Raw genomic sequence first — 13568 nt, forward strand, 5'->3', positions numbered from 1 at the left:
GCTTACTGCCGCGGCTGCTGGTCCACCCACTGCACGACCTCGGCCACCGCCGCATCGGTGGCCGCGGCCAGCGCCTTGACGCCGCCGGGCGCATCGGCGCTCGGGGCCGGGCGGCGCACGGTGAAGGTGCGCTGGCCCAGCACGCGGTCGCCGCCGGTGGTGCCGCGGATCAGCGTGGCGCGCAGGCGGACCAGCCCGACGCTGCTGCTGGCCGAATCGAAGTAGTGGCTGAACTCGTCGAGCGAGATGCGCAGCGTGTCGGGCACCTTGCCCTCGGCGCGCGCGATGGTCGCGCTTTCTTCCGGACCGAGCACGGTACGCCGCTCGGAGAGCGCGTCGCGCAGCCGCTGGCGCAGCAGTTGCGCCGGCGGCAGGCTCCAGCGCGACTGGCCGTAGGGGCGCAGCTCGTTGGCATCGGCATAGCCGAGCCGGTAGAGGATCTGCGTGCCGTCGAGCCGCGTGTTGCTCTCGATCTCGGCCAGCGCCAGCGTGGGCAATGCGGCCGCGGGCGGGTTGGCGGCGGCGGCCGAGGCGGCCAGGCCGGGTCCGAAGTCGTACAGCGTGGCGCGCGCGGGCTTGTCGGGCAGCGCGCCGCAGCCGGCGAGCAGCAGCAGCGCGAGGCCGGCACCGGCGCAGGCGGCGAGGCGCGGACGGGAGTGGGTGGTGTTCTTCATGGTCGTCACTTCAGGGGCGTCCGAGGGACGTGGTGGCGGGCGGCGCGGAGAACCCGGGCTCGCCGGGCCCGGCAGCGGTGCCGCCATTGCCGAACAGCAGCGACTGCGGGTTGTCGTTGATGCTGTCGGCCGCGCGGCCGAGCCGGCGCACCGCGCGCGAGGTGTCGTCGGCCACGCGGTTCACGCGCGGCAGCGTGGCGGCGTTGAACGAATCGACCGACTGCGCCAGCGCCTTGGTGCCGTCGCTCAGCCGCTCGATCGGGCCGTCGGGCGCGTTGAGCCGGCCCACGGTGGTGTTGAAGTTGTTGGCCACGCGCGAGACGTCGCCGGCGGCCGTCTTCACCGACGACAGCGTGTTCGGCAGCGCTGCGAGCGCCGGGTTCAGCCCGGTCTTCACCGTGTTGTCGAGCTGCTTGAGCAGCGTGTTGGCGCTGGCCGAGGCCGCCGCGATGTTCTCGAGCGCATCGGCCGCGCGCTTCTGGTTCTCGTCGCCCAGCAACTGGTTGGCGCGCTTGGTGGCCTCGTCGACCTGGTTGACGATGGCTTCGCCGCGGTCCTGCAGCTGCGCCAGCATCGAGGGCTTGAGCGGAATGCGCGGCGGATCGTCGTTGTTGGGCGCGAGCGCCACGTTCGATTCGCCCTTGTCGTCCAGCGCGATGAAGGCCAGGCCGGTCACGCCCTGGTAGCTCAGCGTGGCAAAGCTCGAGGTGGTGAGCGGCACGCGCTGGTCGACCGTGATGCGCACGCGCACGTTGCCCTTCGTCTTGGGGTCGAAGTCGATCGAGGTCACCTTGCCGACCGCGATGCCGCGGTAGCGCACCATGGCCTGCGGCTGCAGGCCGCTGACCGGGTCGCGCGTGGAGAGTTCGTAGATGTTGCGCACGGTGTTGTCGCGCGTGAACCAGACCACCAGCCCTACGAGCACGGCGATGAGGCCGAGCACGAAGGCGCCGGCGGCGATGGCATGGGCTTTGTTTTCCATGGTGTGGCTACCTTTCAGCGGGCCGCGCCGGCAGGGGCCGGCGGGGCTTTGGCGGGTTTGTCATGCAGGGCCTCCAGCGCGCGCTGGCCGCGCCCGCCCAGAAAATATTCGTGGATGAACGGATGCGGATACGCGATCACCTCGCGCGCCGAGCCGCTGACGATGACCTTGTGGTCGGCCAGCACGGCGATGCGGGTGCTCAGGTCGAACAGGGTGTCCAGGTCGTGCGTGACCATCACCACCGTCAGGCCCAGCTCGCGGTGCAGGCCGCGCAGCAGGTCGCAGAAGCTGTCGGAGGCCTCGGGGTCGAGGCCGGCCGTGGGCTCGTCCAGCAGCAGCAGCGGCGGGTCCATGATGAGCGCGCGCGCCAGCGCCACGCGCTTGATCATGCCGCCCGACAGGTCGGCCGGGCTCATGTTGGCATGCCGCGGTTCCAGGCCCACCATCTGCAGCTTGACCAGCGCCGCATTGCGGATCAGCTCGTCGGGCAGCAGCTTGAGCTCGCGCAGCGGAAAGGCAATGTTCTCGAGCACGCTGAAGGCCGAGAACAGCGCGCCGTGCTGGAACAGCATGCCCACGTTGGCCGCGCCCTTGGCGCTGAGCTCGCCCGGCGCCCGGCCCAGCACCTCGACCGTGCCCTTCGTCGGCTTCTCGAGCCCGAGGATCTGGCGCAGCAGCACCGTCTTGCCGGTGCCCGAGCCACCCACCAGCGACAGCACCTCGCCGCGCTCGATGCGCAGCTCGAGGTCGCGGTGCACCACGACCTCGCCGTCGGCGCTCTTGAACACCGTCCAGAGCTTGCGGATGTCGACGACGGTGTTTGAATCGCTCATTCGAATGCCTCCGCGCTACGCGCTGCGGTATTCGCCTTGGGAACGGCCCGGCGGCTCATGCCCGGAACCCCACGCCCTTGAACAGCACCGCGAACAGTGCGTCGACCAGGATCACCGCGGTGATCGAGGTCACCACCGACGAGGTGGTGCCGCGCCCCAGGCTCTCGGTGTTTGGCTTGACCTTCATGCCGAAGTAGCAGCCGATCAGCGCAATCAGGATGCCGAACACCGCCGATTTCGCCAGCGCGAGCCAGAGGTTCGAGATCGGCACCGCGCGCGGCAGCGCCGAGAGAAAGTAGGCCGGCGAAATGTCGAGCGCGGCGTCGGCCGCGAGCATGCCGCCCGCGAGCGCCGCCATCGAGGTCCAGAGGCTGATCAGCGGCATCGCGATGGCCAGCGCCATCACGCGCGGCATCACCAGCCTGAAGCCGTGCGGAATGCCCATCACGCGCATGGCGTCGAGTTCCTCGGTCACGCGCATCACGCCGATCTGCGCCGTGATGGCCGAGCCCGAGCGGCCCGCGATCAGCACCGCGGCCAGCACCGGTCCGAGCTCGCGGATCAGCGACAGCCCGAGGATGTTGACCACGAAGGCCTCGGCCCCGTACTGGCGCAGCTGCTGCGAGATCAGGTAGGCCAGCACCACGCCGATCAACAGGCCCACCAGCGCCGTGATGTGCAGCGCCGTCGCGCCGAACTGGTAGAGATGCCCCGAGAAATCGCGCCACGGCCCGCGGTGCGGCGCGCGCAGCAGCGTGAAGGCGTCGAGCGCGAGCTGGCCGATCAGCCCCACGAAATCGCGCACCACTTCCAGCCCGCGCGCGCCGGTGTGCGAGAAATGATGCAGCCGCTCGGCCAGCGTGGGCGGCGGTTCCTCGGGCGTGCCCACGGTGAACTGCGCGACCTGGTCGAGCACCGCCTTGTGCTGCGGCGACATCTCGAGCGTGGCGGGCCAGTCGTGGCGCCAGTGGTCCCACAGCAGCTGCGCGCCGATGTGGTCGAGCTGCTCGATCGGGCGCAGGTCCCAGGCGCGGCCGTCGGCCGGCGGCGCGCCTGCCAGGTCCCTGGAAAGCGCCTGCCACGCACTGCGCGACGACATGGCCAGCGTGGTCCAGCGGCCGCTGGCCACGGTCCAGCTGCGGCCGTCCTGCTCGCGCTCGTCGATGCGGGGCAACACGCTGTCGGCGGCGGGTGCGTCGGCAGGCGGGGTTGCTAGGGACATGATGCGGCGGTAGGGGGCGAAGTAAGAAGAAAGAGGCGGTCTGGAAGGGCGCATCGTAACCGGATGAGTCGGCTTTTCCGGTGCGCCGCGGCGCCGCTTTGCGTAGGGCGGAACGCCGTTTCGCGGGTCATTCGTGGCCGTTTGCGCTCAGTTCCAGGCCCGCGCGAGCGCGTTCCATGCGCTCGCGATCACCGGCTCGTTGCGCCGCGCCGCCAGCGACACGAAGCGCAGCGCGCAGTCCAGCTGCACGCGGTCGGCCATCACCAGGCCGTGCGACTGGCTCTCGCGGATGGCGATCGAGTCGCGCAAGAGGCTCAGGCCCACGCCCGATTTCAGCAGGTCGAGCATCGAGGCTTCCTGGTCCACCAGCGCCACGCGGCGCGGCGACAGCCCGAGCGGGCCGAACACTTTCTCCAGCAGCCGGTGGTGCGCCGACTCCGGCGGCGTGGCCAGCCAGGGCAGCGCGGCCAGCGCCTTCCAGTCGCGGCCCAGCACCTGCGGGCCCCAGCCCGCGGGCGCGACCACGCGGTAGGTGAAGCGCGTGAGCGTGCGCGCCGCGAGCGGCGCCGGCGCAGCGGCATCGCCCCCGTCCGCATCGAGGTGAAACCCCACGTCGAGTTCGCCGCGCAGCACCTGGGCCAGCACCGTGCCGCTCATGCCGTGGCGCAGTTCGGTCTCGATCTGCGGGGCCGACTCCACCAGCTCGCGCAGGAACACGCCGAGCCGGGTGAACTCCGGGTCGAGGATGGTGCCGATGCGCAGCGCCCCGCGCACCGTGCCCTGCAGGTTGCGCGCGGCCTGCTGCAGGTCGCCCACGGCTGCGAGCACGCGCTCGGCCTGCGGCAGCAGCGCGGCGCCGTCGGCCGTGAGCGCCAGCCCGTGCGGCGTGCGCGTGAACAGCTGCAGCCCGGTTTCTTCCGCCAGGCGCTTGAGCTGCAGACTCACCGCCGGCTGCGTGAGGTGCAGCCGCTCGGCGGCGCGCGACACATTGCCCTCGCGCGCCGCCAGCACGAAGGCACGCAGAATCTGGAGGTCCAAGGCGGCGGCAGTCATATAAGAACGATTTATATGTGAACTGCGCCGAAATCATTGGCTTTTTGCGCATGGCTTGAGAGAAACTGCCCGCCGAAGCCCTTTGCCGGGCCCATGAGCACAAGAAATACCGTTGACCCCCGGAGACAAGCCAGCGCCATGAGCGACAACACTTTCGACTACATCGTCATCGGCGGCGGCACGGCCGGCGCATTGATGTGCAACCGGCTGACCCGCCAATCGCAGCAGCGCACGCTGCTGATCGAGGCGGGCCGCAAGGACGACTACCACTGGATCCACATTCCGGTGGGCTACCTCTACTGCATCGGCAATCCGCGCACCGACTGGCTCTACAGCACCGAGCCCGACGCGGGCCTCAACGGCCGCGTGCTGCGCTATCCGCGCGGCAAGACGCTGGGCGGCTGCTCCAGCATCAACGGCATGATCTACATGCGCGGCCAGTCGCGCGACTACGACCAGTGGGCGCAGCTCACCGGCGACGACGCCTGGCGCTGGCAGAACGTGCTGCCCGACTTCAAGAAGCACGAGGACTACTACCTCGGCGCCGACGAGATGCACGGCGCCGGCGGCGAATGGCGCGTGGAGAAGCAGCGCCTGCGCTGGGACATCCTCGACGCCTTTGCCGAGGCCGCCGTGCAGGCCGGCGTGCCGCACAGCACCGACTTCAACCGCGGCAGCAACGAAGGCGTCGGCTACTTCCAGGTCAACCAGAAGAACGGCTGGCGCTGGAACACCGCCAAGGCCTTCCTGCGGCCGGTCTGCTATGGCCGGCCCAACTTCGAGATGTGGGTCAACGCGCATGTCACCAGGCTGATCGTCGAGACCCAGCCCGACGGCAGCCGGCGCTGCACCGGCGTGCAGGTGTGGGACGGCCACGAGATGGTCATCGCCCATGCCACGCGCGAGGTGGTGCTGTGCGCCGGCAGCATCGGCTCGCCGCAGATCCTGCAGCTCTCGGGCATCGGCCCGGCCGAGCTGCTGCGCCAGCACGGCATCGAGGTGGTGGTCGACGCGCCCGGCGTCGGCGCCAACCTGCAGGACCACCTGCAGATCCGCGCGGTCTACAAGATCAACGGCGCGCCCACGCTCAACGTGCTGGCCTCCTCGATGTACGGCAAGGCGAAGATCGGCCTCGAATACCTGATGAAGCGCAGCGGGCCCATGAGCATGGCGCCTTCGCAGCTCGGCGCCTTCACGCGCAGTTCGCCCGAACATGAGTGGCCCAACCTCGAATACCACGTGCAGCCGCTGTCGCTCGATGCCTTCGGCGAGCCGCTGCACAGCTTTCCGGCCTTTACCGCGAGCGTGTGCAACCTCAACCCTACGAGCCGCGGCAGCGTGCGCATCAAGAGCCCGCGCTTCCAGGATGCGCCCGCGATCGCGCCCAACTACCTGAGCACGGATGAAGACCGGAAGGTGGCGGCCGATTCGCTGCGCGTGACGCGCCGCATCGCCTCGCAGCCCGCGCTCGCCAAATACAAGCCGGAGGAATGGAAGCCCGGCGTTCAATACCAGAGCGACGAGGACCTGGCGCGCCTGGCCGGCGACATCGCGACCACCATCTTCCATCCGGTCGGCACGACCAAGATGGGTGCCGACGGCGACCCGATGGCGGTGCTCGATTCGAAGCTGCGCGTGCGCGGCGTGCAGGGGCTGCGCGTGGTCGATGCGGGCGCGATGCCGACCATCACGAGCGGCAACACCAACAGTCCGACCTTGATGATGGCCGAGAAGGCCGCGGGGTGGGTTCTGGAAGGGAATCGCTGAGGCGCATTGTTCAGGGCGCCTTTGCCTTTGTTCAGGGCGGGTGCACAGGCCACCGGGTACTCCCCTCCGCGAATGTCCCCCGCCTTCGGCTCCTCCTTTATTTCGCTGCGGGGAGCACCCGATGCCCTGTGCACCAGGGCACGCTGCCGGTGTACCGCCGATCAACGACCGCTTTTCCAACGATCGTGCTGATGGGGTGCCTTGCGCAGCGAAATTAAGGAGGAGGGCGAAGCCCGGGGGACATTCGCGGAGCAAGGTACCCCGTCGGCGCGATCGCTTCCCGAAAGACCCAGGCCAATTACTTCTCGATCGTTTTGTTCCACCGCGCATTCCACGCAGGACGGTTCGCATTGATGCTGTCCCAATCAATGGTGACCGCCGTCTTCATCCACTTGTTGATGTCGGCCACCTGCTGCACCCCGTCGCCCACGGCCGGAGCCTTGGGGTTGGTGGGGATCTGCGCGCCGTACTGCAGCACGTTGGCCTGGGCCAGCGGGCTCAGCAGGAACTCGGCGAGCTTCTGCGACAGCTCGGGTTCGCTGTTGTTCGCGATCACGCACTGGCCCACCATCAGCACCACCGCGCCTTCCTTCGGCGGCGCGTACTCCACCGGAATGCCCTTGGTCTTGAGTGCTGCCACGGCCGTGGGCGTGAGCGGGAAGATCGCGGCCTCGCCGGTCTGCACCATCTCCGAGAGCTTGGCCGAACTCGGGATGTACTCCAGCACGTTCGGGCCGATGGTGGTGGGCCAGGCCTTGAAGCCGGGCTCCACGTTCTTGTCGTTGCCGCCCTGGATGCGGTTGAACATCAAAAAGCCGTGCAGCCCGAAGGACGATGAGGACATCGACTGGAACACCACCTTGCCCTTGTACTTGGGATCGGCCAGGTCCATCCACGAGGTGGGCGGCGCCCAGCCCTTGTCCTTGAACATCTTCGCGTTGTAGGCCAGGCCCGTCATGCCCAGGCTCACGCCGCTGGCCATGTCGTCTTTGAAGCGCGCGGCCGGGTAGATATCGGCGAGCGACGGGTTGGGCCGCTGCTTCTGGCACAGGCCCATGCCGATGGCGCGCACCATGATGCCGTCGTCCAGGAACATCACGTGCATCTGCGGGCGGTCCTTGTTGGCCTGTGCCTTCGCGAGGATGTCGGACGAGGTGCCCGGCACCACCACCACCTTGGCGCCGTAGAGCTTCTCGAAGGCCGGGAACACGTACTGCGTGTACGCCTTCTCCATGGTGCCGCCGTTCATGCCGATGTAGAGCGTCTTGGTCTGCGCGCCGGCCGCGCCGCCGACCGCGAGCGCGGCCACCGCCGCCGCACCGGTCAGGGTCCGGCGGAGAGAGAAGAAGGAAATCTTCTGGAAACGGGACATGGTGTTTTCCTTTCAGGGTGGGGTGGGGGTGAAGCGTTCGATCGAGAAGCTCTCGATCGGCGTGCTGCTGCGGCCGTCGCGCACGAGTTCGGCCAGCACTTCGCCGGCGGCCGGGCCGATCTGGAAGCCCGCGCCCGAAAATCCGAAACCGTGGAACAGGCCGGGCGTGGTGCGGCTCGGGCCGAGCACCGGCTGGCGGTCGGGCAGGTAGCCTTCGGTGCCGCTCCAGGTGCGGATGAAATGCGCATGGCGCAGCGCGGGCAGCAGCTCGACGGCCTGGGCGGAGAGCGAGGCGATGGCGTCGCGGTCGGAGCGGGCGCGGTCGGCATCGAGCGCGATGCCCTTGCCGCCGCCGCCCAGCACGAGGTTGCCGCGCGCCACCTGGCGGCAGTAGATGCCGCCGCCCTCCACGCCGAGGCTCCAGTCCATGAAGAAGGGCAGCGGCTCTGTCACTGCCATTGCGGGATGGCCCGATTGCAGCGGCACCTCTTCGCCGAACTCCGTGGCGATCGGCCCGGCCCATGCGCCCGCGCAGTTGAGCAGCGCCGGCGCATGCACTTCGAGCGCATTGCCCGAGCGCAGCATGAAGGCCTGGCCGTCGTGCGCCACCTCGTCGACCTTGTGGCGCTCGAAGACCTGCGCGCCCGCGCGCTGCGCCGCGAGCGCGAAGGCCGGCGACACCAGCCGCGGATTGGCCTGCCCGTCTTCCGCGCACAGCGAGCCGCCGACGGCGCGCGTGCCGAGCCAGGGGCAGCGCTCGCGCAGGCGGGCATCGGAGATCAGCTCGAGGCCCAGGTCGAAGTCGCGGCTCTGCGCACGGTAGCGTTCCAGCGACGCCATGTCGGCCTCGCTGCGCGCGATCTTGAAGTGGCCCGAGCGCAGGTATTCGCCGTCGGTGCCGATGGTTTCGCGCAGGCGGCCCCAGATGCGGTGCGCGCGCTGTGCGAGCGGCAACTGGTCGATCGGACGGCCCTGGCGCCGCACGCCGCCGTAGTTCACGCCGCTCGACCGCGAGCCGCACAGGTCGCGCTCCAGCAGCACCACGCCGATGCCCATCTGCCGCAAGGCCAGCGCGGCAGACGCGCCGACGATGCCGCCGCCGACGATCGCGACGTCGGTGCGCAATGTCTTGCGCCCGCTCATTCGCCGGCTCCTTCGGCGGATGGCGCGGCGGCCAGGTGGATCGGAATCGGCTTGATCGGGGCCTGGCCGCGCAGCCGGCCCACCTGCTGCAGCGGCAGTCCCGTGGCATGTGCGAGGATCTCGGCCGCCGCCGCGCCGCACATGCGGCCCTGGCAGCGGCCCATGCCGACGCGCGACAGCGCCTTCAGGCGGTTCATCTCGTCGGCGCCGGCGGCGGCGACGGTCCGGCGCAAGGTGCCGGCCGTGATGTTCTCGCAGCGGCAGACCACGAGTTCGTCGCTGGCATGCGCGGCCCAGTCCTGCGGCACGGGGAAAGCGCGCTCCAGGCCGCGGCGGAATCCGCCGAGCTTGTGGAGCTTGCGTTCGAGTTCGGCGGCGTGCATCGCATCGACCGCCACGCCGTTGTCGGCCAGCAGCGCGAGCGCCGCGCGTTCGCCCGCCCACTCGGCCGCGTCGGCGCCCATGATGCCGGCGCCGTCGCCCGCAAGGTACACGCCCCGCACGCTGGAGCGGCCGGCCGCGTCGCGCACCGGCAGATGGGCGCGGTGCAGCGGCGCGAATTCGAAGCGGCAGCCGAGCAAGTCGGCCAACTGCGTTTCGGAGCGCAGCGCATGGCCGAAGCCGACGGCATCGCAGGCCAGCGTGCGTTCTTCGCGGCCGTCGTGCCACGCCACGCCGGCCACGCGGCTCTCCTGCGCATCGCCGAGCACGTGCAAGATCCGCACGCCGGTGTGCAGCGCCACGCCGTGCGCACGCAGCCAGGCCACGTAGTACACGCCCTTCGCGAAGACGGCGGGCTGCCGCAGCATCGCGGGCGTGGCGGCCAACTGGTCGGCGAGCCGCGCCGTGTCGAGCACCGCGGCCACCTTCGCGCCGGCCTTGGCGTACTGATACGCCACCAGATAGAGCAGCGGGCCGGTGCCCATGAACGCCACGCGCTCGCCGATGGCGCAGCCCTGGAACTTGAGCGCCACCTGCGCGCCGCCCAGCGTGTAGACGCCGGGCAGTGTCCAGCCCGGCACCGGCAGCACGCGGTCGGTGGCGCCGGTGGCGACGATCAGCTGGCCGTACGGAAGGCTGGACGTGCTGCGCGTCGGGCCGTGCAGCACGTCCAGCCGGCCGCCTTGCGCATTCCACACCAGGCTGTCGGGACGGTAGTCGATGCGTTCGCGCAGCGCGTCGAAAGCGGCATGCACCGCATCGGCGCGGCCGGCCTCGAAGCCATAGAGCGCCTGCGCGCTGCGCTGGGCCAGGCTCGCGGGCGGGCGCCGGTAGATCTGTCCGCCGGCGCGCGGAGCCTCGTCGATCACCACCGGCCGCAGGCCGTGCGCCACCAGCGCCTGCGCGGCGCGCACGCCGGCCGGCCCGGCGCCGACGATCACCGGCTGCACTGCGGCAGAAGAAGCCGTCATGCGCCGCTCCTTCCCGTGACCAGCGCCATGCCCGGCGCGATGAAGGTGGAGCAGGCGCGCAGGCGCTCGCCCTGCTCGGTGGCGATCCAGCAATCCTGGCAGGCGCCCATCATGCAGAAGCCTGCGCGCGGCGCACCGCTGAATTCATTGCGCCGCAACTGCGCGGCCTGCGTGAGCACGGCCGTCAGCACCGTGTCGCCGACGAGGGCGGAGGCGGGCTGGCCGTCGAGCGTGAAGGGCACCGCGGCGCGGCCGGTCTCGGCCACGCGATGCAGCAGCGGTTGGAGGGGCGGCAGGCTCGTCATCTACCTGCGCCCCACCAGCACGCGGTCCAGCCCGTAGACGCGGTCGAGCACCACCATCGCGACGGCCGTCACCGCCACCATCAGCGCCGACACCGCCGCCATCAGCGGATCGATCGACTCGGTGGCGTACATGTACATGCGCACCGGCAGCGTCACGGTGCTGGGCGAGGTGACGAAGATCGACATCGTCACTTCATCGAAGCTGTTGATGAAGGACAGCAGCCAGCCGCCCGTGACGCCCGGAAGGATCATCGGCAGCGTGATGCGCCGGAACACCGTGGCCTGGCTCGCGCCCAGCGAGAGCGCGGCCTGCTCGGCGCTGCGGTCGAAGCCCACCAGCGCGGCCACCACGAGCCGCAGCGTGTAGGGCGTGACGATCAGCGCATGCGCCATCACCAGCCAGCCGAAGCTGCCCGTGCCGCCCACCAGCGCGAACAGGCGCAGCAAGGCCACGCCCAGCACCAGGTGCGGAATGATCAGCGGCGAGAGGAACAGGCCGTTGAGGAAGTCGCGCCCCGGAAATTGGTAGCGCGTGATCGCCATGCCCGCCGGCACCGCGAGCAGCGTGGCGATGGTGGCCGAGCTCAGCGCGAGCCACAGGCTGTTCCAGAACGACTGCATGAAGTCAGGATGCGCGAACACCGCCTGGAACCAGCGCAGCGAGAAGTGCGTGGTCGGGATCGTCAGCGTGTTCTCGGGCGTGAACGCGACGATGCACACCACCACCAGCGGCGCCAGCATGAAGGCGATGACGAGTGCGTTGAACGCGAGGGCGAGGGGGCCGTTCTTGGTCATCGGATCACCCGAGCGCCTTCTTGTAGCGGCCTTCGACGAGGCGGTTGTAGCTCAGCATCACGACCAGGTTCGCAGCGAGCAGGGTGAGCGCGACGGCGGCGCCGAGCGGCCAGTTGAGTTCGCTCAGGTATTCGTCGTAGACGATGGTCGCGACCATCTTCAGGCGTCGTCCGCCCAAGAGCCCCGGAATCGCGAACGAACTCGCAGCCAGGCCGAACACGATCAGGCTGCCCGAGAGAATGCCCGGCATCACCTGCGGCAGCACGATGCGGCGCAGCGTGGTGAACGGCGAGGCCTTGAGCGAAAGCGCGGCGTTCTCCACGCCCGCATCGAGCTTCTGCAGCGAGGTCCAGACTGGAATCACCATGAAGGGCAGCATCACGTGCACCAGCGCGACGATCACCGCGGTCTCGGTGTAGAGCATCTTCACCGGCCCGATGCCCGCCAGCCGCAGCAGCCCGTTCACCGCGCCCTCGGGTCCGAGCAGCATGCTCCAGCCGAAGGCGCGCACCACCACCGACACCAGGAGCGGCGCCAGCACCACCAGCAGCAGCACCGAGCGCCACGGGTTGCGCATGCGGCTCAGCACATAGGCCTCGGGCGCGCCGACCAGCACGCAGATCAAGGTGACGAGGCCCGAGATCCAGAAGGTGCGCCAGAAGATGCCGTGGTAGTACGAGTCGGTGAACACCTGCGCGTAGTGCGCGAGCGTGAACTCGCCGGCCTTCGGCCCGGTGGCCGGGTCGTAGACGTTGAACGACAGCACCGCGGTGAGCGCGAGCGGCACCACCAGCAAGGCCGCGAACAGCAGCAGCGCGGGCCCCGACAGCCACCAGGGCGTGGCCTTGTTCTTCATGCCGCCACCGCCTCGCCGGCCGGCAACAGCCGCGTGCAATGCGCAGGCCAGTCGATGCCGGCGGCATGGCCCTCATCGAGCGCGTCGCGGCCGTCGTTGGGGCTCAGCACCATCAGGTCGCCGGCGGGCGTGCCCAGGCGATAGAGCCACTGGCTGCCGAGGAAGAAGCGCTCCAGCACCTGGCCGTCGAGGCGGCCGCGGCCGGCCTCCACCAGCTGCAGCTTTTCGGGGCGCACGCTCATCAGCACCGCATCGCCCGGCTTGTAGGCGGTGTCGTCGACCTCGACCGCGAGCGCGCCCACCGCCACATGGCAGCTGCGCGCGCCGCTGGCCGTGACGCGCCCGTCCAGCAGGTTGGCCTTGCCCACGAAGGTGGAGATGAAGCGCGTGCTCGGGTGCTCGTAGACGCGGTGCGGGTGGTCGATCTGCGTGGCGCAGCCGCCTTCCATCACCACCACGCGGTCGCTGATCGACATGGCCTCGCTCTGGTCGTGCGTGACCATCACCGTGGTGGTGCCGACCTTGCGCTGGATCTGGCGCAGCTCGAACTGCATCTCCTCGCGCAGCTTGGCGTCCAGGTTGGAGAGCGGCTCGTCCAGCAGCAGCACCGGCGGCTCGATCACGAGTGCGCGGGCCAGTGCCACGCGCTGGCGCTGGCCGCCCGAGAGCTCGCGCGGGTAGCGCGCGGCATGCGCTTCCAGGTGCACCAGCGCCAGCGCCTGCCTGACGCGCTCGGCGCGTTCGGACTTCGGCATCTTGCGCATCTCGAGGCCGAAGCTCACGTTGTCGGCCACCGTCATGTGCGGGAACAGCGCGTAGGTCTGGAACACGATGCCCAGGCCGCGCGTGTTGGCCTTGGCATGCGTGATGTCCTTGCCCGCGAGCTCGATGCGCCCGCTCGACACCGCCTCGAAGCCCGCGATCATCTGCAGCGTCGTGGTCTTGCCGCAGCCCGAGGGGCCGAGCAGCGAGACGAACTCGCCCTTTTCCACCGCGAGGTTCATGGCCGACACGGCGCGCGTGGCGCCGTAGAACTTGGTCAGGTCGGTGAGCCGTAGGAATGACATGGAAGGGCCTTTCTGCGGGGTCTTGATGGCGTGCAGCACCTTGGTGCACGCCGCGGACAAAGAGAGAACTTTCAATTCACTCTATTG

At 69.7% G+C, this 13568-nt stretch carries 13 protein-coding genes; 1 reads left to right on the plus strand and 12 read right to left on the minus strand.

Going from position 1 to position 13568, the window contains the following annotated elements; genetic code table 11:
• Window positions 1-2: 2 nt before the first annotated feature.
• The 5 genes from IB278_RS10720 to IB278_RS10740 all read right to left on the minus strand — a co-directional run bounded on the left by IB278_RS10720 (window position 3) and on the right by IB278_RS10740 (window position 4764).
• Window positions 3-674, minus strand: a complete 672-nt coding sequence (locus IB278_RS10720; protein WP_192323405.1) for an ABC-type transport auxiliary lipoprotein family protein — start codon at window positions 672-674, stop codon at window positions 3-5.
• Window positions 675-684: 10 nt separating this feature from the next.
• Window positions 685-1656, minus strand: coding sequence for an MlaD family protein (locus IB278_RS10725; RefSeq protein WP_145742838.1), 972 nt, complete (start codon window positions 1654-1656; stop codon window positions 685-687).
• A gap of 14 nt (window positions 1657-1670) precedes the next feature.
• A complete protein-coding gene (locus IB278_RS10730; RefSeq protein ID WP_145742836.1) occupies window positions 1671-2489 on the minus strand; it encodes an ABC transporter ATP-binding protein in 819 nt (272 codons plus the stop codon).
• Between the two features lie 55 nt (window positions 2490-2544).
• Entirely contained in the window at window positions 2545-3711 is a 1167-nt protein-coding gene (locus IB278_RS10735; RefSeq protein WP_192323406.1) for an MlaE family ABC transporter permease, read from the minus strand.
• Between the two features lie 147 nt (window positions 3712-3858).
• On the minus strand, window positions 3859-4764 hold the full coding sequence (locus IB278_RS10740) for a LysR family transcriptional regulator (protein WP_145742833.1): 906 nt from the start codon (window positions 4762-4764) through the stop codon (window positions 3859-3861).
• Between the two features lie 138 nt (window positions 4765-4902).
• Here IB278_RS10740 and IB278_RS10745 point away from each other — a divergent pair, with 138 nt between their 5' ends.
• A complete protein-coding gene (locus tag IB278_RS10745) occupies window positions 4903-6531 on the plus strand; it encodes a GMC family oxidoreductase (RefSeq protein WP_192323407.1) in 1629 nt (542 codons plus the stop codon).
• A 298-nt stretch (window positions 6532-6829) separates the two neighbouring features.
• On the opposite strand, the gene IB278_RS10750 is transcribed toward IB278_RS10745, so the two are convergent.
• From IB278_RS10750 to IB278_RS10780, 7 genes are read right to left on the minus strand one after another with little or no spacing between them, the layout of a single operon-like run.
• Window positions 6830-7903, minus strand: coding sequence for an ABC transporter substrate-binding protein (locus IB278_RS10750; protein WP_192323408.1), 1074 nt, complete (start codon window positions 7901-7903; stop codon window positions 6830-6832).
• 12 nt (window positions 7904-7915) lie between these two features.
• Complete coding sequence (locus IB278_RS10755; RefSeq protein WP_145742827.1) at window positions 7916-9046, minus strand: NAD(P)/FAD-dependent oxidoreductase; 1131 nt, start codon at window positions 9044-9046, stop codon at window positions 7916-7918.
• The gene (locus IB278_RS10760; protein WP_192323409.1) at window positions 9043-10458 is read right to left on the minus strand and encodes an NAD(P)/FAD-dependent oxidoreductase; all 1416 of its coding nucleotides are present in this window, start codon (window positions 10456-10458) and stop codon (window positions 9043-9045) included. Before IB278_RS10760 ends, IB278_RS10755 begins: the two co-directional genes overlap by 4 nt.
• On the minus strand, window positions 10455-10763 hold the full coding sequence (locus IB278_RS10765; RefSeq protein ID WP_145742825.1) for a (2Fe-2S)-binding protein: 309 nt from the start codon (window positions 10761-10763) through the stop codon (window positions 10455-10457). Before IB278_RS10765 ends, IB278_RS10760 begins: the two co-directional genes overlap by 4 nt.
• Window positions 10764-11558 carry an ABC transporter permease gene (locus IB278_RS10770; RefSeq protein ID WP_145742824.1) on the minus strand — a complete coding sequence of 265 codons (795 nt, stop codon included), beginning with the start codon at window positions 11556-11558 and terminating at the stop codon, window positions 10764-10766. It lies immediately after the preceding gene.
• A 4-nt stretch (window positions 11559-11562) separates the two neighbouring features.
• Entirely contained in the window at window positions 11563-12414 is an 852-nt protein-coding gene (locus IB278_RS10775) for an ABC transporter permease (RefSeq protein WP_192323410.1), read from the minus strand.
• A complete protein-coding gene (locus tag IB278_RS10780) occupies window positions 12411-13481 on the minus strand; it encodes an ABC transporter ATP-binding protein (RefSeq protein ID WP_145742821.1) in 1071 nt (356 codons plus the stop codon). Before IB278_RS10780 ends, IB278_RS10775 begins: the two co-directional genes overlap by 4 nt.
• Between the last annotated feature and the right edge of the window lie 87 nt (window positions 13482-13568).

Origin of the sequence: Variovorax sp. VRV01 (genome assembly GCF_014852545.1) — a bacterium.
Classification (GTDB): Bacteria; Pseudomonadota; Gammaproteobacteria; order Burkholderiales; family Burkholderiaceae_C; genus Variovorax; species Variovorax beijingensis_A.